Consider the following 22,677-nt stretch of genomic DNA (forward strand, 5'->3'; position numbering starts at 1 on the left):
CCGGGCGCGCAGGCGCGGTGCAGCGCCTGCCACCGTCGCCGTGGTGCGCGGCGGACGACTCGGCCGGCAGCGTCGTCCGGCCGGCCGACGCTGCGCGATAATGCGGCTTGAGGAGGATCCCTCCATGACCCGTCAGCCTGCCCCAACGACTCCCACGAGCGCGGCACCACCCGCGATGGCCCCGCTGACTGCGCGGTGGATGTCGGTGATCGTTCCCGTGCTCGACGAGGCCATGACGATCGCGGCGCATCTGTCCGGGCTGGCCGCGTTGCGGCAGCAGGGGGCGGAGCTGCTGGTGGTTGACGGTGGCAGCACCGACGAAACCCCGCGGCTGGCGCACCCACTCGCGGACCGCGTGCTCGCGTCGGCGCGTGGCCGGGCCGCGCAGATGAACGCCGGTGCCGCAGCCAGCCGCGGTGAGGTACTGCTTTTCCTGCATGCCGACACCGGCCTGCCGCCGGCGGCTGCCGAACTGATTCACGCCGCGTTGGCCGCCGGCGCCGCCTGGGGCCGCTTCGACGTGCGCATCGACGGTGCGCAGCCCTTGCTGCGGGTCATCGAGCGGATGATGAACTGGCGTTCGCGACTGACCGGGATCGCTACCGGTGACCAGGCCATCTTCGTTCGCCGCGAGGTCTTCGAGCGGGTTGGCGGCTTTCCCGATCTGCCGCTGATGGAGGACATCGCCCTGGCGAAGCGCCTGAAGCGGGTAGGGCACCCGGCCTGCCTGCGCCAGACGGTTTACACCTCTGCGCGCCGCTGGCAGAAGCATGGCGTCCTGCGAACCATCCTGCTGATGTGGCGCCTGCGCGCCAGCTACTTCTTCGGCGCCGATCCGCGGCGACTGGCGATACGCTATGGCTACTCACCGCGCGAGGACTGAAGACGTCACCGTCGCCGTCTTCAGCCGGGCGCCGCTGGCCGGAGCGACGAAGACGCGGCTGATTCCGGCGCTCGGGGCGGTCGCTGCCGCCCGCCTGCAGCGCCGGCTCACCCTGCGCGCGCTGGCGGTTGCGCAGCAGGCGGCGATCGGCAGCGTCTGCCTCTGGTGCGCGCCGGACGAGCAGCAGCGCTTCTTCCGCGCCGTGCAGCGGCGCTGCCGTGTCGCGCTGCGCGCGCAGGCAGCCGGCGATCTCGGCGAGCGGATGGCTGCCGCCTTTGCCGCCCACGGCGGGCCGCTGCTGCTGATCGGCTGTGACTGCCCGGCGCTGCGGCCGGCCGACCTGCAGGCCGCTGCCGCCGCGCTGTGCGACGAGGCGGCGGACGGCCCTGACGCGATCTTCACCCCGGCCGACGATGGCGGCTATGTTCTCGTCGGCCTGCGCCGTCCGCAGCCCTCGCTGTTCGCCGGCATCGACTGGGGCAGCGAGCGGGTGATGGCGCAGACACGCGCGCGCCTGGCCAGCGCCCGCCTGCGCTGGCTCGAGCTGCCGGCTCTGTGGGACGTCGATCGGCCCGAGGATCTGTGTCGCCTGGCGGACTTCGAGGAGCTGGCCGCGTGGAGCGGCTGATCGCACGCCGGCGCCGCTGGCGGCAGGCCTTGGGCGAGCGAAGTGGGCTATAATCCGCGGCCACGGTCGCCACCCTTTTGTTCTCGCCGGCACACCCGCGGGAGTCTCGCCGATGCGCCATGAATCGTTGCCGCCAGACGTCGTTGCCGAGCCGCCCGCCGGCGGGGACGTTGCTGCGTCGTCGGAACCCTTGCCCGGCGGCCAGTCCCCGGCGACGGCACCGCTGATCGACAGGTATGGGCGGCGGGTCAGCTACATCCGGCTGTCGATCACCGACCGCTGCGATTTCCGCTGCAACTACTGCATGGCCGAGGAGATGGAGTTCCTGCCGCGCGCGCAGGTGCTGACGCTCGAGGAGTGCCTGCGCGTTACCCGCACCTTCGTGGAACTTGGCGTCAGCAAGGTGCGGATCACCGGCGGCGAACCGCTCGTCCGCCACAACGTCGTCTGGCTCCTGCAGCGGATCGCTTGCCTGCCGGGCCTGCGCGAGCTGGTGTTGACGACCAACGGCTCGCAACTGGAACGTTTCGCTGCGGAACTGCGGGCTGCCGGTGTCAGGCGGATCAACATCAGCCTCGATACCCTGCAGCCCGCGCGCTTCCGCCAGATCACCCGCGTCGGCGACCTGGCCAAGGTCCTGCGTGGCCTCGACGCGGCGCAGGCGGCCGGTTTCGAACGGCTGAAGCTCAACACGGTGATGATCCGAGGGGTGAACGACGATGAGTTGGTCGATCTCCTTGACTTCGCCGTCGGGCGCGGCATCGACATCTCGTTCATCGAGCAGATGCCGCTGGGCGACGTCGGCCATGCGCGCGACGAACGCTTCTTCGGCAGCGACGAAGCGCTTGCCCTGCTGCAGACGCGGCATGTCCTCATGCCTTCCGCCGAAAGCAGCGGCGGCCCGGCGCGCTACTGGCGGATACCGGGCAGACAGACCCGCGTCGGTTTCATCTCGCCGCACAGCCACAATTTCTGCGACAGTTGCAACCGGGTTCGCATCACCGCCCGCGGCGAACTCTACCCCTGTCTCGGCAACAACGGCGCCGTGCCGCTGCTGCCGGTGCTGCGCGCACACCCGATCGACCAGCAGCCGCTGCGTGCGGCGATCATCCAGGGCATGGGAATCAAGGCGAGGGGGCATGATTTCGCCAACCAGATGGACTCGCCGCAGGTGCTTCGCTTCATGTCGATGACCGGTGGCTGAGCGCTCGGGACGAACGCGTCGCGAGCCGGCCGCGATGCCCGGAGCGTGCGGACGACGAAACCTGTCGGATGGACAGCCATGAGCCTTTCCTCGCGTTTCAGTCGCCTCGATGGACACGACCCGGATGCCTTGACGGTCGAACAGGCACGCGCCTTCATCCACAGCCAGTTGCGGCCGCGGCTGGCGAGCGAGTGCGTCGCGCTGCGCGGCGCGCTCGGTCGCGTGCTTGCACGCGACCTGATCGCCCCGTGCAACGTTCCCGCTGCCGACAATTCGGCGATGGATGGCTATGCGCTGCGCCACGCCGACCTCGACGATGTCGGCACGACGTCGCTGCGCGTCATTGGCACGGCCCTGGCCGGCCGCCCCTGCGCCGGGGCTGTGGCGGCCGGCGAGTGCGTGCGCATCATGACGGGCGCGGTCCCGCCGCCGGGCTGCGATACCGTCGTGATGCAGGAAGTCACCCGCGTCGATGGTGAGCGTGTCCTCATCCCGGGCGGCCAGCGCAAGGGCCAGAACATCCGCCTGGCTGGCGAGGATCTGGCGCTCGGGCGGCCGGCTCTGGCCACCGGGCGGCTGATCCGCCCCGCGGAGCTCGGCCTGGTGGCCTCGCTGGGATTCGCCGAAATCAGCGTCTTCCGCCGCTTGCGGGTCGCCTTCTTCTCCACCGGCAACGAACTGTGCTCGATCGGCACACCACTCGCGGAAGGCGAGGTTTACGACAGCAACCGTTACACTCTGTTCGGAATGCTCCGCCGGCTCGGCTGCGAGCTGCTGGACCTCGGCGTCGTCGCCGACGATCCGCAGCGCCTCGCCGAGACCTTCCGCCAGGCGGCGGCCGCGGCCGACGTGGTGATCAGCAGTGGCGGCGTGTCGGTCGGCGAGGCCGATTTTGTCAAGCCGCTGATGGCTGAGCTGGGGGAAGTCCTGTTCTGGAAGGTCGCGATGAAACCCGGGCGGCCGCTGGCCTTTGGCCGCATCGGCGGCACTGCCGGTGATGCCGACGGCGGCGCCTGGCTGTTCGGTCTGCCAGGAAACCCGGTGGCGGTGATGGTGACTTTCTACCAGTTCGTCCGCGCGGCTCTGTACCGGCTGATGGGTGCCGATCCGCTGCCCGTCGTGCCGCTGTTGCCGGCGGTGTGCGAGCAAGGCCTGAAGAAGGCGCCGGGGCGCAGCGAATACCAGCGCGGCATCCTCAGCCACGCAGCCGGCGGCTGGCGGGTCCGCCCGGCCGCCACCCAGGGCTCGGGAGTCCTCCGTTCGATGACCGAGGCAAACTGTTTCATCGTCCTCGGGCACGAGCGCGGGCCGGTTGCTGCCGGCGATGTCGTCGAGGTGCAGGCCTTCGAGGGGCTGATCTGATTTCTTGCGAACGGGAAATGGCGCGGGCCATGGCGGCCGCGTGGGCAGGGGGACAGGTGGGCAGGATGCTGACCGGCCGATGGAGTGAGGCGCGATGGACCTGATGCTGCAGCGGATCTGGGCCTACTTCTGGCTGCCCGAGACGAAGTACATCATCGCGGCTGCCGTCGGCGTGACGCTGCTCTCTTTCCACTTGCTGGCCAAGGAACGCCGGCGGGTGGCTGCGACCTTCGTCGCCTTCGTCCTCTGCCTGCTCGGCCAGCTCATCGGCGCCGTACTCGAAGCGCTCGACTACTCGCGGCTGGCGGTGATGCTGCACGAGCTTTTCGTCATCGGTTCGGGAATGGCGTTGTTCCGGCTGCTGGCAATCTTCGTCTTCCGGGCGATCCTGCCGCGCGTCGGCATCGTCGTCGCGCGCATCGCCGAGGACATCAGCGTGCTGCTGGTGTACGCGCTGTTCATCGTCGCCCGGCTGCACTTCGTCGGCCTCGATCCGTCGAGCCTGCTGACCACGTCGGCGGTCATCACCGCCGTGCTCGCATTCGCAATGCAGGATACGCTGGGCAACATTCTCGCCGGCGTCGCCCTGCAGCTCGACAACTCGCTGCGCACCGGCGACTGGATCCGCATCGACGACATCAACGGCCGTGTGGCACAGGTGCGCTGGCGGCAGACGACGATCCGGACGCGCAACGGCGAGGTGGTGGTGGTGCCGAACAGCCAGTTGATGCGCGGCCGTTTCACCGTCTATGGCCGTGAGGAGGTTGCCAGTTGGCCGTGGCGGCGCTGGCTCTGGTTCAACCTCACCTACGATTCGCCACCGACACAGGTGATCGCTGCCGTCGAGAAGGCGATCAGCGTCGCCGAAATTCCCAACGTGGCCGACGATCCGCGGCCATCCTGCGTGCTCATGGAATTCGGCCCGGGTTACGCGCGCTACGCGCTGCGCTACTGGATGATCGATCCGCAGGCCGATGACCCGACCGACTCGACGGTGCGCGTGCACCTGCTCGCCGCCCTGCAGCGTGGTGGCATGGAACTGGCCGTGCCGGAGCAGTCCCTTCTGGTCACCAAGGAGAACGAGGCCTACCGCAGATCGATCCAGCGCCGGGAAGGGGAACGGCGGTTGGCCGACCTGCGTGGCTTCGAGATTTTCGCCAGCCTGCAGGAAGACGAGCTGCTGACCATCAGCCAGCACCTGATCCATGCGCCCTTCGTCAGTGGTGACGTGATCTACCGGCAGGGCGACGTCGCCCACTGGCTCTATCTGCTCACCGCCGGCGAGGCGGACGTGTGGCTCGAGTTTCCACAGCAGCCACGGCAGCTGTTCCGCACCATCGCCGCCGGCAGCACCTTCGGCGAGCGCGGCGTCCTCACCGGCGAACTGCGCCGCGACACCGTCATCGCCCGCAGCGACCTCGTCTGCTACCGTCTCGACCAGGCGACGGTCGAGCAGCTCGTCCAGTCGCGGCCGGAGATCGCCGAGGCGTTTGCCGGCATCCTGGCCCGCCGCGAGCAGGAGATCGACGAGTTCTCGCAACGTTACGTCGAGACGCCGCCGGGCGGAACGAAGGCGGAGGCGGGCATGCTCGACAGGATTCGCACCTTCCTCGGGCTCTGACCGTCGGCACTGCCGCTGCCGGCATCAGTTCGGTTCGCCACCTGCAGCTTCCCCGCCGACGCGCAGGCGACCCGCATAACCGGTCATTTCGAGATAGCCGCGACCGGCGAGGCTGCCGTCGACCTGCACCAGGCCCTCCCAGTAGCTCACCGGCGTCGGCACGGTGGTCGACAGCTCCTGATCGTCGATGACCGGGCGTGTGCGGATGCGGTGCTCGCCGAAGCGGACTTCGATCTCCACCGGATAGCCGGCGCCGTTGCGCGGCGATTGCCAGCGGCGCAGAGCCGTGAAGCGGACCTCGTCGCTGGCGAACTGCCGCAGGCGACCGCCGGCATCGCGCCAGGCGGCGTGCGCGTAGAGCGTCATCCCGGCTGCGTCGCGCATGCGGAAGACCATCAGCGCGCCGCCATCGGCGAGGTTGATTCCCAGCCAGTCCCAGCCGACCGCGCCGTCGCCGAGCAGCGTGGTCGACCATTCGTGGTCGAACCAGGCGCGGCCCTCGACCGCTTGCCGGCGACCTTGGCGCAGCAGCGTCCCGCTGACCAGCAACTGCGGCCAACTGACGTAGTGGCTGGCCAAGCCGGGTGCGTGCCCCTTGCGCGAATGGCCACCATCACCCTGCAGCAACAGCGGTTGCGACGGAGTGAGCGACAGATCCCAGGAGAACTGCGGGCTCTGCATGCGCAATTGCAACGACTGCCGGCCGCTGGTCTCCCGCCGGAACATTCGCCAGGCACCGATGCTGACATCCAGGTCGTGACTGGCGAAGCGCCCACCGAGACTGGCACGGGCGGCGCGTTCGGCGTGCTGCAGGCCGTCACCGGGGACGGTGAGAGCGGCATGCGCAAAGACGATCTGGCGCGCGGCGAGCGGTGAGCGCAGGCCTTCGGCGATTCCCGGCCGGCTGCGGAAGAAGGTGAACTGGAAACCGACATCGGGCTGCGGCATCTCCAGGGCGCCGGTGACGTACCACCATTCGGTGCGAAAGGCGGGATGGGCGCCGTGATCGCGCGGGAAGACCAACTCGGCACCGGCTTCGACCGCCGGGTAGGCGACGGCTGCCGCAACCGCCGCGCCACTGCTCAGGCTCGGCAAGAGCAGCGGAGTGGCGAGGAAGCTGCGGCGGCGCATCGTGCGGCCTCTGCAGTTAGCGGGCTGCGAGCAACGGGTGGGGCGGGGCGCTCAGACGATGGCTGCTGTCATCGCGCCGGGAGGGGCGCCAAGGCGACTTCATGCGCCTCGTCGATGGCGTCGACCCTGCCGATTTCCGCCGTCGCTGTCGCGACATCAGCGCAGCCGAGTCCGCGCTGCCCACTGTGCAGGTCCGCCAGGTGATGCCGGCACGGAATGCCGTCGAACGCGGACTTCACCACACGCGTTGCCTATCTCGACGGGATGCAAGTGCCCTTCGTCATTTGCGAACTGAGCAAGCCCAAGGCCTCGCTCGTGGCACCGGACTTCTTGGTCTGGTTGTACGATTCCGACCACTCTTTTCTCATTTGAGACTCGGCGGCAAGACAATCGGCCAGATTGTTGAAAACGAGGTCCGTCCTGATGGGGGTATTCAATACGATTGCAACCAACAACCATTTCATGTTCGCTCCTTGGTTCTTCGCTCGAGCCGTCAGAGGCTGTGAATCAATCCGATGCGCGACCGATCTACAGCGTTGCCCACTCGCTCACTCCGCGTCGATCCACCTGATATGTTTCATCGTTCGCTCGCTCGCGCCCCGCGTCTCGGCCTGCTCGCGACGATTTCTGCACAGCCTCCCTGGCGGCGACACGCCGTTGTGGAGCTGGACCGCCGCGCAGGCCGAGGCTCCCGCAAGGCGGCGTGGTGCCGTGCCGGAAGAGCCACACGGACAGGCCGGCGGCAAGATGCGCCGCCCCGATCAAGTGGCCGAAAGCCGTGCTCCCGGCCGCTGCCAGCGACGGCGGCCGGGGTGGGTGCGTGCTATGTCTGCAGCACGTACGTTCCGGGGGCGTCGCAGAGCGGCGCATAGCCCTTCTCCGTGGCGCCCAGCGTCGGCGCCTGCTCGCTGCCGGTCGAGTGATCGACGAGCCACTTCTGCCACGCCGGCCACCACGACCCCTGGTAGCTCGGCGTCGTCTCCTTCCAGGTGGCAGCATCAAGGAAGCGTTCGCCTTCGCGGCAGACGCTGAGCTGGTACGAGCGGCGCGGGCGGCCGGGTTCGTTGACGATGCCGACATTATGCCCGCCACTGGTGAGGACGAAGGTGAGTTCGGTGGCGTCGCTTTGCAGGTGCAGCTTGTACACCGAGTGCCAGGGGGCGACATGGTCGGCGACCGCGGCGACGGCAAAGATCGGCACGTGGATGTTGCTGATCGAGATGGCGCGGCCACCGACCATGTACTTGCCTTCGAAGAGCTCGTTGTCGACGTACAGGCGGCGCAGGACCTCGGAATGCTGGCGATACGGCATGCGCGTGCCGTCGGCGTTCCAGGCCATCAGGTCGAACATCGGTTCGCGGTGCCCGAGGTAGTACTCGCGCACCATCTTGGACCAGATCAGGTCGGCTGACTTGAGGAGTTGGAAGCCGCCGGAGACCTGCTTGTGCCCGAGATAGCCCTTTTCCCACATCATGTCCTCAAGCAGCGTGACTTCGCTGGCATCCATGAAGACGTTGATCTCGCCGACCTCGGTGAAGTCGGTCATCGTGGTGAACAGGGTGATGCTCGCCAGGCGGTCGTCGCCCTCGCGGGCCATCGCGGCGGCGGCGATGGTCAGCAGGATGCCGCCGAGGCAATAGCCTACGGTATGGATCCGGCGGCCGGGGAGAATCTCCGAGATGGCGTCGATGGCGGCCATCGTACCGAGCTTGCGATAGTCCTCCATGCCCAGGTTGCGGTGTTCGGCGCGCGGGTTCATCCAGGAGATCATGAACACCGTGTGCCCGCGGTCGACCAGGTACTTGACCAAGGAGTTGTGTGGCGACAGGTCGAGGATGTAGTACTTCATCATCCACGCCGACTGCATCAGCACCGGTTCGCGCTGCACGGTGTCGGTGGTCGGCGAATACTGGATCAGTTCCATCAGCAGGTTGCGATAAACGACCTTGCCGGGAGTGATGGCGAGGTTCTCGCCGACGCGGAAGGCCTCGAGGCCCGCAGGCTTCTCCTCCCGCAGCGAGCGGCGGATGTCTTCCCGATAGAACTCGGCACCGCGCGCGAGATTGGCGCCCCGCTCCTGGATGGTCGTCTCGGCGATCTCCGGATTGAGGAAGGGGATGTTGCAGGGGGCGGTCATGTCGAGGATCTGCTTGGCAGTGAACCAGACGGCCGCTTCGGCATGTTTGGAGACGCCACGAATCCCGGTCGTCGCGTTGTGCCACCACTGCTGGTTGAGCAGGAAGCCCTGTGACACCACGTTGTAGGGATAGCGCTCCCACCCCGGATGATCGAAGCGATGATCTCCCGGAAGGGGTTTGATGCACGGTTCCGCCTTGCCGGTCATCGCCGACGAGAGGGCATAGGCGCCCAGGCGCATCGCCTTGCGCAGCGCTTTGGCGCCGAGCTGGAACTGCTTGCCGGGCGAGGATGCCAGATGCACCGTCCAATCAAGATAGGCCATCGCCAGCGATGCCGGCGAGATGCCGCCGCTCATCTGGCCGAGCGCGATGTTCGTCATGCGGTCGATGTTTTCCAGCGCGTCGGAGTCGAGCAGGTGGCGGTCGCCCAAGCGCCGCGAAAGCTCGCCCTGGGCCGCTCGCGGTGCGGCGGTCGGTGCCGCGGTCGGGGCTGCCGCCGTTGGCGCCGCGGGCGCCGTTGCCGCGAGCGCCGAGCCGGCTGCCGGGGCTGCCGGCGGCGCACTGCTCTTCTTGCGACCATCCGTGGCCGAGCGGGTGCGCCGCTTCACTGGCGCGACGGGTGATGCGCCGGGGTCTGCCATTGCGGCGTCGCCGGGCAAAGGTTGTTCAACAATCTGGACCATGGGGACTCTCCGTTGTGCGCTGTGACAGGCTATCCTAAGGCATCGTCGCAATGCGTTGCTGATCCAGGTCAACTGCTGCCACCGCCGCGTGAGCCGCTTGCCGCCGGTCCTCCCGGCCCGCGCTGCCGCTGGTCGTTGCGACCGCTCGCCGGTGGTCGCAACGATCGTCTGCCCGGCCCTTTTGTTGCGCCGCGCCCGATGCTTGACTCGACGGTACTCAACGGTCGACAATGCCGGGATTGCTCGTAGTGGCGGCAGGAACGTCGGCCCGGGGGTAACGCTGACGGGAACTCCGGGGCAGACGACCCCGGCATCGCTATTGCGGGGCAGCATGTCCAGGCGACTTCTTGTCGCCGCGGCGCCGAGCCACGCAACAAATGGCGGGACAGGCGAATCAGGCACGCAAACGAGGCACGCAATTTCCTGTGACGACGACGGTTTCGAGACTCCTCGGAGCGGTGGTCGGCGCAGGCCAGGAGCGCGGCATCGCGTGATGTCGCGATATTTTTTTGGGGGTTAACATGCAAATCAATGGCAGTGTGTTTGTGGTAACGGGCGCAGGTTCGGGTCTCGGAGCAGAAACGGCGAGCGGCCTGATCAGCGCTGGAGGAAAGGTGGTGATCGTCGACGTGGACGCCGCAGCCGGCGAGGCGCAGGCCGCCGCGCTGGGTGCCAGTGCGCGTTTTGCCAAGACCGACGTCACGGACGAGGCGAGCGCACGCGCCGCCATCGACCTCGCCGTCAGCGAGTTCGGCGGCGTACACGGACTGGTCCAGTGCGCCGGCGTGGCTCCACCGAAGAAGGTGTTGGGCCGGGAAGGTCCGCATGACCTGGCGACGTTCGCGCGGGTGGTCAACATCAACCTGGTTGGCACCTTCAACATGATTCGCCTGGCTGCCGAGGCGATGGCGCGCAACGAGCCGAACGCAGGGGGTGAGCGTGGCGTGATCGTCAACACGGCTTCGGTGGCCGCCTACGATGGGCAGATCGGGCAGGCCGCCTATGCCTCATCGAAAGCGGGGGTCGTTGGCCTGACGCTGCCGGTGGCGCGCGAACTCGCGGCGCACGGTATCCGCGTCGTGACCATCGCCCCCGGCATCTTCGAGACGCCGATGCTCAAGGGCCTGCCGCAGGCTGCGCAGGATTCTCTCGGCAAGATGGTTCCGTTCCCGTCGCGCTTGGGCAAGCCGGCCGAGTACGCCGCGCTGGTCCGCCACATCTGCGAGAACGGCTACCTCAACGGTGAGGTCATCCGCCTCGATGGCGCCATTCGCATGGCTGCCAAGTAGTCCGCGGACAGACTGAAGATCAACCAGGCGGGCGTGGCCCGCCCATTTGCAAGGAGTGTCTCATGAGTGAGTCTGTTGTCATTGTCGGCGCGAAGCGGACGCCGGTTGGCGCCTTTCAGGGTCAGTTCGCCGCACTGAGCGCGCCGCAACTCGCCGCGGTGGCGATCAAGGCTGCCGTCGAGCAGGCGGGAGTCAAGGGAGAGGATATCGATGAAGCGCTGATGGGCTGCTGCCTGATGGCCGGTGTGCGGCAGGCACCGGCACGGCAAGCCGTGCTCGGAGCCGGTCTGCCCAAGTCCGTCCCGTGCACCACGCTGACCAAGATGTGCAGCTCGGCGCAGAAGTCGGTCATGATTGCCCATGACGAGCTGTTGGCGGGTTCGATCAACGTCGCCGTCGCCGGTGGCATGGAGTCGATGACCAATGCGCCGCACGTACTGACCACCGCCCGCTCGGGTTACCGGCTGGGCAACGGCGTCCTGCATGACCACATGTTCCTCGACGGCCTCGAGGATGCCTATGAGCAGGGCAAGCTGATGGGCGCCTTTGCCGAGCTGTGTGTCGACAAGTACAGTTTTTCGCGTGAGGCGATGGATGCCTTTGCCGTCGAATCGGTGACGCGGGCGCAGAAAGCGGTGACGGCCGGCGTCTTCGCCGCCGAGATCGCTCCGGTTACGATCACCACGCGCAAGGGCGAGGAAGTGTTCGCTCTCGACGAGACGCCGATGAAATGCGACGCGTCGAAGATCAGCAAACTCAAGCCGGCCTTCAAGAAGGACGGTGCGGTGACGCCGGCCAACTCATCGTCGATCTCCGACGGCGCGGCGGCCTTCGTCCTGATGCGGGAGTCCGACGCCACGAAGGCGGGTATCACGCCGCTGGCGCGGATCGTCGGTCATGCCACCTTCGCGCACGACCCGGCATGGTTCACCACCGCACCGGTGTTCGCCTTCCAGAATCTGCTGAAGAAGGTTGGCTGGCAGACCAGCGACGTCGATCTCTGGGAAATCAACGAGGCGTTCGCGGCGGTGACGATGGCCTCGATGCGTGACCTCGACCTGCCGCACGACAAGGTGAACGTCAATGGCGGCGCGTGCGCGCTCGGCCATCCGATCGGCGCCACCGGTTCGCGGATTCTGGTGACGCTGCTTTACGCGCTCAAGGCGCGCGGGCTGAAGCGCGGCATCGCCGGGCTGTGCGCCGGTGGTGGTGAGGCAACGGCCATCGCCATCGAAGTACTCTGAGCCAGTCGCCAACCCATGCTCCCACCCCGCGCGGCGGGGTGGGCCAGGAGTGAAACCGATGTTGATCGACAAGAAACATATCGGCATGAAAGTGCCGCCACACTCGGTAACCCCGACGGCGTGGCAACTCAAGTGGTTCGCGAAGGCGACCGGGGAGAGCAACCCGATCTACTTCGATGAAGCGGCCGCTGCAGAGGCGGGACTGCCCGGCGTGCTGGTGCCGCCGACCTTCTTCTTCTGCATGGACATGGACAAGGACCATCCCTTCGACTACCTCGAAACGATGGGCTGCGACCTCGGCAAGATGCTGCACGGCGAGCAGTCGTTCGTCTATCACAAGCCGGTCCATTCGGGCGAGAAGCTGGACTTCGATGGCGTCATCACCGACATCTACGACAAGAAGAACGGCGCACTGCAGTTCGTCGTCAAGGATGTCAAGGTGCTGCGTCAGGGCGAGTTGGTGTGCGACGTGCACTCCGTGATGGTCATTCGGGCATAGGGGAACGTCGATGACGAAACCGAATTTTGATGCGCTGAACGTTGGCGATGCAATTCCGTCGTTCACCACCGAGCCGGTGTCGCGGCTGACCCTGGCGCTCTACGCCACGGGTTCAGGTGACCACCATCCGCTGCACCTCGACCAGGATTACGTGCGCTCGAAGGGGATTCCGGACGTTTTCGCGCACGGCATGCTCGGCATGGCCTATCTCGGCCGGCTGTTGACGCAATGGGTGCCGCAGGCGGCGATTCGCAGCTTCGGTGTTCGTTTCACGGCCATCACGCAGGTTGGTGAGCGCCTCGTGTGCACCGGCAAGGTGGTCGAGAAACTGGAGCAGGCCGGTGAGAAATGTGTTCGTCTCGAGTTGACCTGCGCCAATGAGCAGGGTGAGGCGAAGCACAAGGCAGATGCAGTGGTGGCCCTGAACTGATTCCCTCAGGGCCAAGACATCTGCATGATCGCGGCCGTCGTCAGACGGCCGCAGTTTGGTTGTAGAGTGCACTCAGTCTACCGCGGGGCATCCGCCTGCCGTGCCGGCAGGTGTGCCCGGCACACTGAAAGGAGATCACAGGAGTGGAAAACAAGAATCCGAATGACCAACTGAAGGGCGTCGTCAACGCTTGGGCTGACATGCAGAAGCGGATGTGGGGCGACTGGGCCTCGCTGCTGCAGAATCTCCCTGGCGCCGAAGGCGGTCCTGCCGAGGCCGTCAAGAAGGGTGTGGTTGCCGCGACCACGGGTACGAACGAAGCTGCCCGCATGCTGATGGATCGCATGAACAGCAGCCAGACGGCGATGAACCGCGTGATGGATTTCTTCTTCAAGTCAATGAAGGTCGTCGCGCCGAACATGGATGCCGGCAAAGACTGGCGGCCCGACCTCAAGGGCTTTGCCGAGCAGTGGGCCAAGGAGTCGACGGCCATGCTCGAGCGCAGTTCCGGCCTCGCTTCGCACCTTGGCGCCCTCGGCGGAACGCTGAACAAGGACTTGCCCGAGGCCTTCGGACCGTGGCTGTCCTTCCTGATGCAGGCCGCTTCAGCCGGTCACGTCGGCGAAGCGATGATTGGCGGCACAGCCGGACTCAATCGCCTGCTGTCGATGGAAGGAGAGGGCAGCGCGCTCGCCGGCGTCGGCGAGATTCCCCTGTTTGGCGCGTCGCGCGAGAAGAATGCCAAGCTGTTGCGTCTCGTCGACGCGGTCGTTGATCTGCGCAAGGACAGTCTGAGCTTCCACACCGCTTTCGCCGAAGCGCTGTCGAGAGCAGTCGAAGCGACCGTCGAGGAACTTGCCAAGGTCGCCGCCAAGGGCGAGAAGATCAGTTCGGTGCGCCAAGTGATGGGGCTCTGGTACCGTACGGCCGACAAGTCATTGCTGGTGACCTTCAACACGCAGGAGTTCCTCGACAAGCAGAACGCCTTCACGAGGTCGCAACAGCAATTCAAGCTCGCCCAGCGCGCGGTCGTCGAGGACATCTTCCGTGGTCTCGACATGCCGACGCGCAGCGAACTGGATGAGGCCTATCAGGTGATCCACGAACTCAAGATGGAGGTCCGAGCTCTCAAGAAGGCATTGTTGCCAGCAGCAACGGCGGCAGCGACCAAGGCCGTCACTGCGCCGCGCAAGGCTGCGGCAGCGCGTGCCAAGAGCGAATGAGCCGGAAACCTGAACCTCATTTGCCGGCTGACAAGCCAATAGACCTTTAGGAGGGTGCTATCGATGTTTTCTTTCCCGATCCAGATTCTCCCCGCCGACGTGGCGGAGGAAACCGCAGCCTTGAACGCGAAGCTCGCCAAGGGCATCAACAATCTCACCAACCTGACTGACGACGACATCGACATCGGCAGCACGCCGAAGGACGTCGTCTTCGCCCAGGACGGCATCAAGGTCTATCACTACCACCCGCTGGTCGATCAGGCGAAGATCATGAAGACGCCGCTGTTGATCGTGCCGCCGCTGATCAACGGCTACGAGGTGGCCGACCTGCAGCCCGATCGCTCAGTCGTGCGCAACCTGCTGAACGAGGGCCTCGACGTCTACCTCAACGACTGGGGCTACCCGCGCCAGGTGGACAAATACCGCACGGTCGACGATTACATCAACGGTTACCTCGACGAGACGGTGGACTTCATCCGCAGGCACCATGGTGTGGACAAGATTGCCCTCTTCGGCATCTGCCAGGGGGGGACGATGTCCACCACCTATTCGTCACTCAATCCGGACAAGATCAGCCACTTGACGCTGACTGTCTCGCCGATCGACTTCGACGCCTACAAGGCGAACCACAAGCCGCACGAAGGCTTGATGTTCACCATGGGTGCCGACGCCGATGTCGAGAAGATGGTTGCCGTGCATGGCAACGTACCGGCTTCAGTACTGAACGAATCGTTCATGATGGCTTCGCCGTTCATCCTCAACTACGGCAAGTACGCGGACGTGATCGACATCCTGGATGACCGGCCGGCCCTGCAGAACTTCCTGCGCATGGAAAAGTGGCTGTTCGGTGGTCCCGACGCCGTCGGCCAGACCTTCAAGGAGTTCATTCGCGACTTCCTGAAAGGCAACAAGCTCGTCAAGGGAACGCTGGAGGTCGGTGGCCGCAAGGTCGACCTCAAGAATCTGACGATGCCAATCCTCAACATCTTTGCCGAGAAGGACCACATCGTGCCGCCGCCGTGCACGGTGGCCCTCGGCAAGCATGTCGGCAGCCAGGACTATAGCGAGTTTGCCATCAATACCGGCCACATCGGCATCTACACCGGCGGTCTGGCGCAGAAGGTCCTGGCCCCCAAGGTGGCCAGCTGGATGCGCGAGCGCGGCGCCTGAGTTCCGCCAGCCGACTCCTCTGACCGGGGGGCGGGGGCGGAAATGAGCGAAGCGGACGCCCCGCGCAACGTCAGGCTGCGTTTCTGCAGCCGCGGCGCCGCGCGGGGCGTCTTCCGTTTCCACCGACGACTGGCATGCCCGCCATGACACTGATGTTCGACCTGAGGAGCGCCATCTTGGCGCTCTCCGACGCGCTCGACCTGGTCGGAGTCAATGATTTCCAGCATGGCAAGCGGGTGGCGATGATCGCGTGCGAGACGGCGCGCGTGCTGGGTCTGCCGGAGCAGCGTCTCGACCGCATCGTCTGTGCCGGTCTGTTGCACGATGTGGGCGTTTCTTCCACCGCCGTTCATCGGCGCCTGCTGCACCAGACCGACTGGCATGACCGCAACGCGCATTGCGAGACCGGCTACCGCCTGCTGCGCCCCTTTGCCCACCTGTCCCTGCTGGCCAATGCGGTGCGCCATCACCATACACCGTGGTGCGAACTCCCGGTCGGGCTTGGCGAATCGGATGCGCTCGACAGCAACCTGATCCAGCTCGCCGACCGGGTGGACGGCATGCTGTTGCGGCGAGGTCTCGACAACCCGCTCTTCAACAGGATCGGCATCGTCGAGGCGATCACGGCTCTTGCCGGCAGCGTCCTGTCGCCGGCTGTGACGCACGCCTTTGCCGCGGCAGCCGCGCGCGAGGCCTTCTGGATCGCACTGGCACCGCGCCATGTCCTACGCTATCTCGCGGACCTGGCGCTCAGCGAGTGGCGCATCAGCATCGATTTTCCGCAGTTCGGCCATGTTGCGCGGTTGATCTCGAGCATCGTCGATGCCAAGAGCCCTTTCACCGCAGCCCACTCCGTCGGCGTCGCCCGACTCGCGCGCCACCTCGGCGAGCGCGTCGGCTTCGACGACGATGCGCTGGCAAGAATCGAGGTTGCTGGCCTGTTGCACGATGTCGGCAAACTCTGCGTGCCGGACGAAATCGTCGACAAGCCGGGTAGCCTGACGCCACTGGAGTTCTCGGTCATGGAGCGGCACGCCTTCGAAACCTACCAGATCCTTCGCCATATCCCCGGTCTGGAGCAGGTCGCGGAATGGGCGGCCTTCCATCACGAGGCGTTGAACGGGCACGGCTACCCGTTCCGGCGTGATGCTGGGAGGCTGTCGACGGAGGCGCGGATCGTTGCCGTTGCCGACGTGTTTCAGGCGCTGGCGCAGGAGCGGCCCTATCGAGGCCGGCAGCAGGCCGAAGAGATTCCGGATTTCCTCGACGACTTCGTTCGCCAGGGCGTTCTCGATGGCGATCTGGTCGGCGTCGCCTGCGACGATCTCGACGGCAGTTGGCGGGCGGCGACCCTGCCGCTGGCAAGCGACGGGGATGGGTGAACAGCGGCCGCCAACGGAGCATGCCGGCATGCCGCCTGTTTCGCCGCCGGCAGGCCAGCGGCGCCTGCCGGCGATCGTTGCCGTGCTGTCGCTCGTCGGCAGTGCCTTCGCTGCGCCGCCGCTGTGGGTTGGCCGTTTCGATGGCAGCGCCGGTGGTCTGCCCGCCGGCTGGACGGTCGAGCACCTGAACCCCCACCTCCCGGCGACCGAATACCGCCAGCGCTCGTGGGATGGCGTTGCCGCCGTCGAGGCGACGGCGCTCAGGAGCATGGCGCTGCTCGTGCGGCCGCTGGCAGTTGATCTCGAGATCAGGCCGGTTCTCTGCTGGCGCTGGCGCATCGACGCACCACTGCTCACTGCCGATCTCGCGAGCAAGGCGGGCGACGACTACGCGGCGCGCGTCTACCTGAGCTTCAGCGTCCCTCCGGCAGCGCTCGGCCTGGTAACCCGCAGCAAGCTGGCGATTGCGCGCAGCCTCTGGGGTGCCTCGCTTCCCGACGCGGCGATCAACTACGTCTGGGACAACAAACACCCCATTGGCACCTTGCGGGCCAACGCCTATACGGATCGTGCCCAGCTCCTGGTGCTCGAAAGCGGCGCCGAGAGGGCCGGCCACTGGGTTACCGAGAGGCGCGACGTGAGCAGCGATCTTCACCGCGCTTTCGGCGACCTGCCGGCGCGACTGACCGGGCTGGCGATCGCCAGCGATACGGACAATACGGGTGAGTCTGCACGCGCCGGTTTCGCCGATTTCCACTTCGTCGCGCGGGACGCAGCCTGCGCGTTTCCTTGAGTGGGGGCGATGGTGATGCTGATCGTCGAGGATGAGGTCAAGACCGGTGACTACCAGGGGCAGGGGCTGAGCGAGGCGGGGTTCGTCGTCGACCTGGCACGCGACGGCGTGGACGGGCTGCACCTCGCCCTGGGTCGAATCGGCTGACGCAAACGCAGCTGACGCTGGCGTGAGAGCGCTCGGCCGACGGGTATCGGGAAGTTCTGGTGTCGAATGCCGGAGCCTGCGGCCGACAGCATGGCGGCACTTCGCTGATCGAGCCGCCGGGAGGACCGCCGAACCCACCTTTGCGCGAGCCTTCCCGCAGCGCTGACGGCATCGCGTGGCCCCGCCAACTGTGGCAACCGCGGCGCTCCTGGTCGTCGCGCACGGTCGCGGCGCTTGGCGAAGGAGCCGCATGCGGCTAAACTGCCGTCTCCCGGGATGACAGGAAGCAAGTCTCGCCAACCGGGTGGCGCACAGCCTGCGGAGCCCATCTCAGATGCATCGTTCGCTCATCGTCCTGCCCGAGGATACGGGCCAACCGATCGTCGACGCGATCAACGCGGCTCGGCGCTCGATTCGGATCAAGATGTTCCTCTTCTCCGACCCCTCGCTGCTGGCGGCGGTGATCGCGGCGCAGCAGCGTGGGGTCAGGGTGCGGGTGATGCTGAACCCCGCGCGCCGCAGTGGTGAAGCGGAGAACAAGTCGAGCCGCAAGATGCTTGAGGAGGGCGGCGTCGAGGTCGCTGACAGCAATCCCGCCTTTGACATTACGCACGAGAAATCCCTCGTCGTCGACGAAGAGACGGCCTTCGTGCACTCGCTCAACTGGGAAACGAAGAACCTCACCGTGACACGCGATTACGCGGTCGTCACGTCGCACCGGCACGAGGTGGATGAGATCGTCCAGTGCTTCGATGCCGACTGGTCGCGCGAGAGATTCGATCCGGGCGAAGAGTCGCACCTGATCTGGTGCAACATCAACGGTCGCAATCGCATCGCGCGTTTCATCGACGCCGCCAGCGAATCGCTCTTCCTGCAGAACGAGCGCTATCAGGACGAGGTGATCATCGAACGGCTGGTGCGCGCCACCCGCCGCGGCGTCAAACTGCACGTGCTGGCGCGGCCGATGCATTTCCTCAAGGCCGGCAAGCTGGTCGAAGGTGTCGAGGGATTGCGCATCCTCGAAGATCTGGGTGCCAAGGTGCACCGTCTCAAGGGACTCAAGCTGCATGCGAAGATGATGCTCGCCGACGGCAAGCGGGCGATCATCGGCTCGATCAACCTGGCACCGGGCAGCTTCGACAGCCGCCGCGAACTCGCCATCGATGTGCACGACGAGGCGGTGGTGAAGCGCCTCGGGGAGGTGGTCACCCGGGACTGGCACAATTCCCGGCCGCTGGATCTGTCGGACGAGGGCTTGCTCGCGGATCTCGCCGAGGACGAGCCGGACGTGGCGGAAATGCTCGCCCTGGAAGTTCCGCACGCCGGTGGTGGCGAGCATCACCGGCGCAGCGGTGACAGTACACCGGACGCGCACGCCGAGCACAACGGGCACGGGCATGAGGGACACAGGCATCATGCGACTTAGCCATCGCCCACGGGCGATGAAAGCGACCTTGCAGCTACCGGAAGGGGACTGCAGACGAGTTTTTGGACCACACTGAAACAAGGAGGGAAAGCTGATGAGCAATCTGATCGTAGTCGCTTACGACGACCAGTTCCGGGCAGAGGAAGTCCGCACCAAGCTGCGCAAGTTGCAGCAGGACTACCTGATCGACCTCGAGGACGCCGTCGTCGCAGTGAAGGATGAGAAGGGCAAGGTCAAGCTGCACCAGATGTACAACCTGACGGCGAGCGGCGCTCTCAGCGGCGGCTTCTGGGGAACGTTGATCGGCCTCATCTTCATGAATCCGTTGCTCGGCCTGGCGGTTGGCGCAGGAGCCGGTGCCGTCGGTGGAGCACTGACCGACGTCGGGATCAACAACGATTTCATGAAGGATCTGGCAGCAACCTTCGGCAACGGCAGTTCGGTGCTCTTCGTGCTCGTCCGCAAGGCGACTCCGGACAAGGTGCTGGAAGAACTGCAGGGCACGGGCGGCAAGGTCATCAAGACTTCATTGACGCACGAGGAGGAAGCGAAACTGCAGGCCGTCCTGGACAAGGTGCAGACGCCGGCCGCTGGCGAGGGCTGAGCCCGATGCGGCGGAAGTCCAGGCAGTGGACATGGCGCAGGCGTCGCTTCCTGCTGGCCGGCTTGCTGCTCGTGACGCAGGCCGTCGCACAGCCGGTCTACGAAAGCCGCGACCGGGCTGGTCCGGTGTTTTCGGACATGCCGGGCCCCGACGCCAGCGAGGTGCGGCTGCCGCCGGCGAATCTGATGGATTCGCCGGCGGCGACGCCGTTGCCCGCGTCGCCGCCGCAGGCTGCAGCATACACCAGCGTGCAGATCACGCAGCCCGAGGATGGTGGCACCATCCATACGAATACCGGTCAGTTTTCCGTCGCGCTCGCCCTCGAACCGCCGCTTCGCCCCGAACGGGGCGATGCCATCGCAGTCCGCCTCGACGGGACCGTGTTGCCAGACAGGCGAACGACACTGCAGTTCGACGTCACCGCCGACGAGTGGCAGATAGCGGCTCGCGACGAGGTCGAGCATACGCTCGAATTGGCGGTCGTCGACCGGTCTGGTGAGGCGCTTTTGGTGGCTACGCCGGTGCGTTTCTACGTGCATCGAGCGTTTCGGCACAACTGAAGCGAGCTGCGATGGTGTCGAGCGCAGGAGCACGATCGAGCCGGCGGCGTCCACACAGCATCAAGCAAGCGGGTCCAGGGCATCGCGTCATCAGCCGCGAGCGGCGGCGGCTCGTCGTCCGGGGCATGACCTGCGCGCGCCGCTGGCAAACGCAGTCAGCGAGATCGCCAACGGCGATGGTGTCGACGCCGGGCGCCTGCTGACACAGTTGTGGCGCGCGCTCGACATGGCGCAGGCCTTTCTCTGGCTCGCCCGAGCCGAGGCGCTCAATGCACGGAAGATGCAGCCTCTTGATCTCGCCTTCCTGCTGCACCAGGCGACCGACGAGATGTATGCGCTGGCCCGGCAAAGCGTGCTGAGCTGGCGGCGAGAGATTCCGGACGAGCCCCGGTGGGTCGTCGGTGACTTCGAGGCGGTCGTGCGTACCGCCATCAACCTGCTCGACAACGCATTGCGGCACGCTGCGGCCGGCGGCGAAGTCGGCATCGGAGTGCAGCGGCTGGGCGTGGGCAGGCTCCGCTTCTGGGTCGACAATGACGGTGTTGCGCCGAGTGAAGAGCAGCGCGAGCGGATGTTCAAACGCTTCAGCCGTGCCGACGCGACGCGGCAGGGCGCCGGCGCCGCCCTCGCGCTGTACTTTGTGCGCACGGTGGCGAAACCAATGGCGGTGTCGCGGGGGTCGACCATGTCGCCGGTCGCATCCAATTCCGGGTCGAGCTGCCGGCTGCCATCGATCCAGCGCCCGAAGCAGAAGGGGTGCAATCGGAAGTGCGACTGACGCCGGGGCGAGGTGGTTGGCGGTGGCATTCGGCACTAGACAATTGGGCGGAGGTGGGGTAAATAGTGATGGGTTACTTCACCTTGGAGCGAGACCCATGACAGAAAGGTGGTCGGAAATGGAGGGGCGACTCAAGCCGAGTCGGGGTTTGGAAGAGCGGTTTAGAGATCATCCCGAGCTCCAAGCCAAGATCGAGTCGTTGCTGGCGGTGGTCGAGAATGCGGCCGGCGATGTTGAGAAGGCGGCGGAGGCGGAGCGGCGGGTGACGGAGGAATTGCGGCAGTTGGGCAACGAAGCGTTGCACGGCTGGGCGCGACGGCAAGCGCAGCGGAAGGAAGAAGAGGTGGCGCAACAACCGGGCGTGCAGCGGAAGGAAAAAAAACGTCTATTGGCAGACCCGGTACGGACAGATCGAAGTAGCGGAGCAGGTCTTCCGGCAAGGGACGCGCGGGCCGGAGATCCGGCCATTCACGCGTTCGGCGGAGGTGGTCTGCCGGGGCTGCTCGGAGCCGCTGCAGCGAGCGATCGTTGATTTCGGGGCGGACGCGCCCGCGGCGCGCATTCCGCAGAAGCTGAAAGAGCACTACGGTATCGAGGTGTCCGCCAGTACGTGCTGGCCGATCGTCTTGCGGCATGCCGCGACGATCGACGAGCGCCCGAAAGCGGCGGCAAAAATCCCGGCACGAGACGGCGTAGAGCAGTTGATCGGCGAGATCGATGGGAGCATGATTCCCGTCGTGGAGACGGCCGAATCGGACGACCAGAGCGCGAAAGTGGACCGCCGCAAGACCCGCCGGGTGGGCTGGAGGGAAGCGCGTTTGAGTCTGGTCCATGCGCCGGGCTCCGTCACCCCGGTGTTCGGCGCCACCGTGGGCCCGCCCGACCAGGTCGGAGAGACGCTGTTGCGCACGGCGGTTCAGGCCGGACTGGGGCGTAAGACCAAGGTCCATGCGGTCAGCGACGGCGCCGCATGGATTGCGGATCAGGTGAGTGAGCAATTCGGACTGCAAGGCCACTTTCTCGTCGATTTCTACCATGTCTGTGACTACCTGACGGCCGCAGGGGACACGATCGCCGGCACGGCGGCGAGGGCTTGGCTGGAAACGCAGAAGGATCGGCTGAAACAGAACCGCCTCCAGGACGTCGTCGAGGAACTGCAGCGATTCGTCGAGGACGACACCGTTCCCGATGCCAACGCCCCGGTGCGCGCGGCGCATCGCTATCTCACCAATCGCCCGGGGCAGTTCAACTATCAAGACGCGCTCGTGGCCGGGCTGCCAATAGGGTCCGGCGAAATCGAAAGCGCACACCGTTACGTCATCCAGGACCGTCTCAAGCGGGCCGGCGCTTGGTGGAAACTGAAAAACGCCAAGCACATGCTGGCGCTGCGTGTCTGCCGTGCCAACCAGGAGTGGGACCGCTATTGGCAGTCCAGACGTCAACAGGCCGCCTGATCCACAGTCGCACTTCCGATTGCACCCA

General features: G+C 66.1%; 21 protein-coding genes and 1 pseudogene. 20 read left to right on the forward strand and 2 right to left on the reverse strand.

Features of this window, described 5'->3' with window-relative positions; all coding sequences use genetic code 11:
* The first annotated feature begins 175 nt into the window (after positions 1 to 175).
* The 5 genes from V5B60_RS16355 (at position 176) to V5B60_RS16375 (ending at position 5,698) form a co-directional block, all read left to right on the forward strand.
* A complete protein-coding gene (locus V5B60_RS16355) occupies positions 176 to 883 on the forward strand; it encodes a TIGR04283 family arsenosugar biosynthesis glycosyltransferase (RefSeq protein ID WP_332348249.1) in 708 nt (235 codons plus the stop codon).
* Positions 858 to 1,511: a TIGR04282 family arsenosugar biosynthesis glycosyltransferase gene (locus V5B60_RS16360; protein ID WP_332348251.1), complete on the forward strand. Its 654-nt coding sequence runs from the start codon at positions 858 to 860 to the stop codon at positions 1,509 to 1,511. Before V5B60_RS16355 ends, V5B60_RS16360 begins: the two co-directional genes overlap by 26 nt.
* A gap of 112 nt (positions 1,512 to 1,623) precedes the next feature.
* A complete protein-coding gene (moaA, locus tag V5B60_RS16365) occupies positions 1,624 to 2,715 on the forward strand; it encodes a GTP 3',8-cyclase MoaA (RefSeq protein WP_332348253.1) in 1,092 nt (363 codons plus the stop codon).
* A 78-nt stretch (positions 2,716 to 2,793) separates the two neighbouring features.
* A complete protein-coding gene (gene moeA / locus V5B60_RS16370) occupies positions 2,794 to 4,077 on the forward strand; it encodes a molybdopterin molybdotransferase MoeA (protein WP_332348255.1) in 1,284 nt (427 codons plus the stop codon).
* Between the two features lie 94 nt (positions 4,078 to 4,171).
* Positions 4,172 to 5,698: a mechanosensitive ion channel family protein gene (locus V5B60_RS16375; RefSeq protein ID WP_332348256.1), complete on the forward strand. Its 1,527-nt coding sequence runs from the start codon at positions 4,172 to 4,174 to the stop codon at positions 5,696 to 5,698.
* Between the two features lie 24 nt (positions 5,699 to 5,722).
* Here V5B60_RS16375 and V5B60_RS16380 read toward each other — a convergent pair whose 3' ends face one another.
* Positions 5,723 to 6,829, reverse strand: coding sequence for a lipocalin-like domain-containing protein (locus V5B60_RS16380; RefSeq protein WP_332348258.1), 1,107 nt, complete (start codon positions 6,827 to 6,829; stop codon positions 5,723 to 5,725).
* Between the two features lie 823 nt (positions 6,830 to 7,652).
* Positions 7,653 to 9,650, reverse strand: a complete 1,998-nt coding sequence (locus tag V5B60_RS16385) for a PHA/PHB synthase family protein (RefSeq protein ID WP_332348260.1) — start codon at positions 9,648 to 9,650, stop codon at positions 7,653 to 7,655.
* A 521-nt stretch (positions 9,651 to 10,171) separates the two neighbouring features.
* On the opposite strand from V5B60_RS16385, the gene V5B60_RS16390 reads away from it, so the two are divergent.
* The 15 genes and pseudogenes from V5B60_RS16390 to V5B60_RS16460 all read left to right on the forward strand — a co-directional run bounded on the left by V5B60_RS16390 (position 10,172) and on the right by V5B60_RS16460 (position 22,649).
* Positions 10,172 to 10,939 carry a 3-hydroxyacyl-CoA dehydrogenase gene (locus tag V5B60_RS16390; protein ID WP_332348263.1) on the forward strand — a complete coding sequence of 256 codons (768 nt, stop codon included), beginning with the start codon at positions 10,172 to 10,174 and terminating at the stop codon, positions 10,937 to 10,939.
* 62 nt (positions 10,940 to 11,001) lie between these two features.
* Positions 11,002 to 12,183 carry an acetyl-CoA C-acyltransferase gene (locus V5B60_RS16395; RefSeq protein ID WP_332348265.1) on the forward strand — a complete coding sequence of 394 codons (1,182 nt, stop codon included), beginning with the start codon at positions 11,002 to 11,004 and terminating at the stop codon, positions 12,181 to 12,183.
* A 58-nt stretch (positions 12,184 to 12,241) separates the two neighbouring features.
* The gene (locus tag V5B60_RS16400) at positions 12,242 to 12,682 is read left to right on the forward strand and encodes a MaoC family dehydratase N-terminal domain-containing protein (RefSeq protein WP_034934005.1); all 441 of its coding nucleotides are present in this window, start codon (positions 12,242 to 12,244) and stop codon (positions 12,680 to 12,682) included.
* Between the two features lie 10 nt (positions 12,683 to 12,692).
* A complete protein-coding gene (locus tag V5B60_RS16405; protein ID WP_332348268.1) occupies positions 12,693 to 13,112 on the forward strand; it encodes a MaoC/PaaZ C-terminal domain-containing protein in 420 nt (139 codons plus the stop codon).
* A 143-nt stretch (positions 13,113 to 13,255) separates the two neighbouring features.
* The gene (locus V5B60_RS16410; RefSeq protein ID WP_332348270.1) at positions 13,256 to 14,335 is read left to right on the forward strand and encodes a poly(R)-hydroxyalkanoic acid synthase subunit PhaE; all 1,080 of its coding nucleotides are present in this window, start codon (positions 13,256 to 13,258) and stop codon (positions 14,333 to 14,335) included.
* Positions 14,336 to 14,398: 63 nt separating this feature from the next.
* Entirely contained in the window at positions 14,399 to 15,505 is a 1,107-nt protein-coding gene (gene phaC, locus V5B60_RS16415) for a class III poly(R)-hydroxyalkanoic acid synthase subunit PhaC (protein ID WP_332348272.1), read from the forward strand.
* 134 nt (positions 15,506 to 15,639) lie between these two features.
* A complete protein-coding gene (locus V5B60_RS16420; RefSeq protein WP_332348274.1) occupies positions 15,640 to 16,887 on the forward strand; it encodes an HD-GYP domain-containing protein in 1,248 nt (415 codons plus the stop codon).
* Between the two features lie 28 nt (positions 16,888 to 16,915).
* Positions 16,916 to 17,680: a DUF3047 domain-containing protein gene (locus tag V5B60_RS16425; RefSeq protein WP_332348276.1), complete on the forward strand. Its 765-nt coding sequence runs from the start codon at positions 16,916 to 16,918 to the stop codon at positions 17,678 to 17,680.
* A 9-nt stretch (positions 17,681 to 17,689) separates the two neighbouring features.
* A pseudogene (locus tag V5B60_RS16430) lies at positions 17,690 to 17,812 on the forward strand (DNA-binding response regulator); the annotation flags it as partial.
* Positions 17,813 to 18,161: 349 nt separating this feature from the next.
* Positions 18,162 to 19,253 carry a phospholipase D-like domain-containing protein gene (locus V5B60_RS16435; RefSeq protein WP_332348278.1) on the forward strand — a complete coding sequence of 364 codons (1,092 nt, stop codon included), beginning with the start codon at positions 18,162 to 18,164 and terminating at the stop codon, positions 19,251 to 19,253.
* A 94-nt stretch (positions 19,254 to 19,347) separates the two neighbouring features.
* On the forward strand, positions 19,348 to 19,857 hold the full coding sequence (locus V5B60_RS16440; protein ID WP_332348280.1) for a DUF1269 domain-containing protein: 510 nt from the start codon (positions 19,348 to 19,350) through the stop codon (positions 19,855 to 19,857).
* 5 nt (positions 19,858 to 19,862) lie between these two features.
* Complete coding sequence (locus V5B60_RS16445) at positions 19,863 to 20,417, forward strand: hypothetical protein (RefSeq protein WP_332348282.1); 555 nt, start codon at positions 19,863 to 19,865, stop codon at positions 20,415 to 20,417.
* Positions 20,353 to 21,195, forward strand: coding sequence for a sensor histidine kinase (locus V5B60_RS16450; protein WP_332348284.1), 843 nt, complete (start codon positions 20,353 to 20,355; stop codon positions 21,193 to 21,195). Before V5B60_RS16445 ends, V5B60_RS16450 begins: the two co-directional genes overlap by 65 nt.
* A gap of 97 nt (positions 21,196 to 21,292) precedes the next feature.
* A complete protein-coding gene (locus V5B60_RS16455; protein WP_332345299.1) occupies positions 21,293 to 21,727 on the forward strand; it encodes a hypothetical protein in 435 nt (144 codons plus the stop codon).
* Positions 21,681 to 22,649: an ISKra4 family transposase gene (locus V5B60_RS16460; protein WP_332347076.1), complete on the forward strand. Its 969-nt coding sequence runs from the start codon at positions 21,681 to 21,683 to the stop codon at positions 22,647 to 22,649. Before V5B60_RS16455 ends, V5B60_RS16460 begins: the two co-directional genes overlap by 47 nt.
* Positions 22,650 to 22,677: the final 28 nt, after the last annotated feature.

The organism is Accumulibacter sp., assembly GCF_036625195.1.
Classification (GTDB): domain Bacteria; phylum Pseudomonadota; class Gammaproteobacteria; order Burkholderiales; family Rhodocyclaceae; genus Accumulibacter.

Excerpts from the sequence above, each read along its gene's own strand:
- V5B60_RS16385 (WP_332348260.1), bottom strand. The coding sequence starts at position 9,650 with ATGGTCCAGATTGTTGAACAACCTTTGCCCGGCGACGCCGCAATGGCA.
- V5B60_RS16375 (WP_332348256.1), top strand. The coding sequence starts at position 4,172 with ATGGACCTGATGCTGCAGCGGATCTGGGCCTACTTCTGGCTGCCCGAG.
- V5B60_RS16380 (WP_332348258.1), bottom strand. The coding sequence starts at position 6,829 with ATGCGCCGCCGCAGCTTCCTCGCCACTCCGCTGCTCTTGCCGAGCCTG.
- V5B60_RS16400 (WP_034934005.1), top strand. The coding sequence starts at position 12,242 with ATGTTGATCGACAAGAAACATATCGGCATGAAAGTGCCGCCACACTCG.
- V5B60_RS16405 (WP_332348268.1), top strand. The coding sequence starts at position 12,693 with ATGACGAAACCGAATTTTGATGCGCTGAACGTTGGCGATGCAATTCCG.
- V5B60_RS16420 (WP_332348274.1), top strand. The coding sequence starts at position 15,640 with ATGCCCGCCATGACACTGATGTTCGACCTGAGGAGCGCCATCTTGGCG.
- V5B60_RS16425 (WP_332348276.1), top strand. The coding sequence starts at position 16,916 with ATGCCGCCTGTTTCGCCGCCGGCAGGCCAGCGGCGCCTGCCGGCGATC.
- moeA (WP_332348255.1), top strand. The coding sequence starts at position 2,794 with ATGAGCCTTTCCTCGCGTTTCAGTCGCCTCGATGGACACGACCCGGAT.
- V5B60_RS16390 (WP_332348263.1), top strand. The coding sequence starts at position 10,172 with ATGCAAATCAATGGCAGTGTGTTTGTGGTAACGGGCGCAGGTTCGGGT.
- V5B60_RS16455 (WP_332345299.1), top strand. The coding sequence starts at position 21,293 with ATGACAGAAAGGTGGTCGGAAATGGAGGGGCGACTCAAGCCGAGTCGG.
- V5B60_RS16435 (WP_332348278.1), top strand. The coding sequence starts at position 18,162 with ATGCATCGTTCGCTCATCGTCCTGCCCGAGGATACGGGCCAACCGATC.
- V5B60_RS16395 (WP_332348265.1), top strand. The coding sequence starts at position 11,002 with ATGAGTGAGTCTGTTGTCATTGTCGGCGCGAAGCGGACGCCGGTTGGC.
- phaC (WP_332348272.1), top strand. The coding sequence starts at position 14,399 with ATGTTTTCTTTCCCGATCCAGATTCTCCCCGCCGACGTGGCGGAGGAA.
- V5B60_RS16440 (WP_332348280.1), top strand. The coding sequence starts at position 19,348 with ATGAGCAATCTGATCGTAGTCGCTTACGACGACCAGTTCCGGGCAGAG.
- V5B60_RS16360 (WP_332348251.1), top strand. The coding sequence starts at position 858 with ATGGCTACTCACCGCGCGAGGACTGAAGACGTCACCGTCGCCGTCTTC.
- V5B60_RS16355 (WP_332348249.1), top strand. The coding sequence starts at position 176 with ATGGCCCCGCTGACTGCGCGGTGGATGTCGGTGATCGTTCCCGTGCTC.
- moaA (WP_332348253.1), top strand. The coding sequence starts at position 1,624 with ATGCGCCATGAATCGTTGCCGCCAGACGTCGTTGCCGAGCCGCCCGCC.
- V5B60_RS16445 (WP_332348282.1), top strand. The coding sequence starts at position 19,863 with ATGCGGCGGAAGTCCAGGCAGTGGACATGGCGCAGGCGTCGCTTCCTG.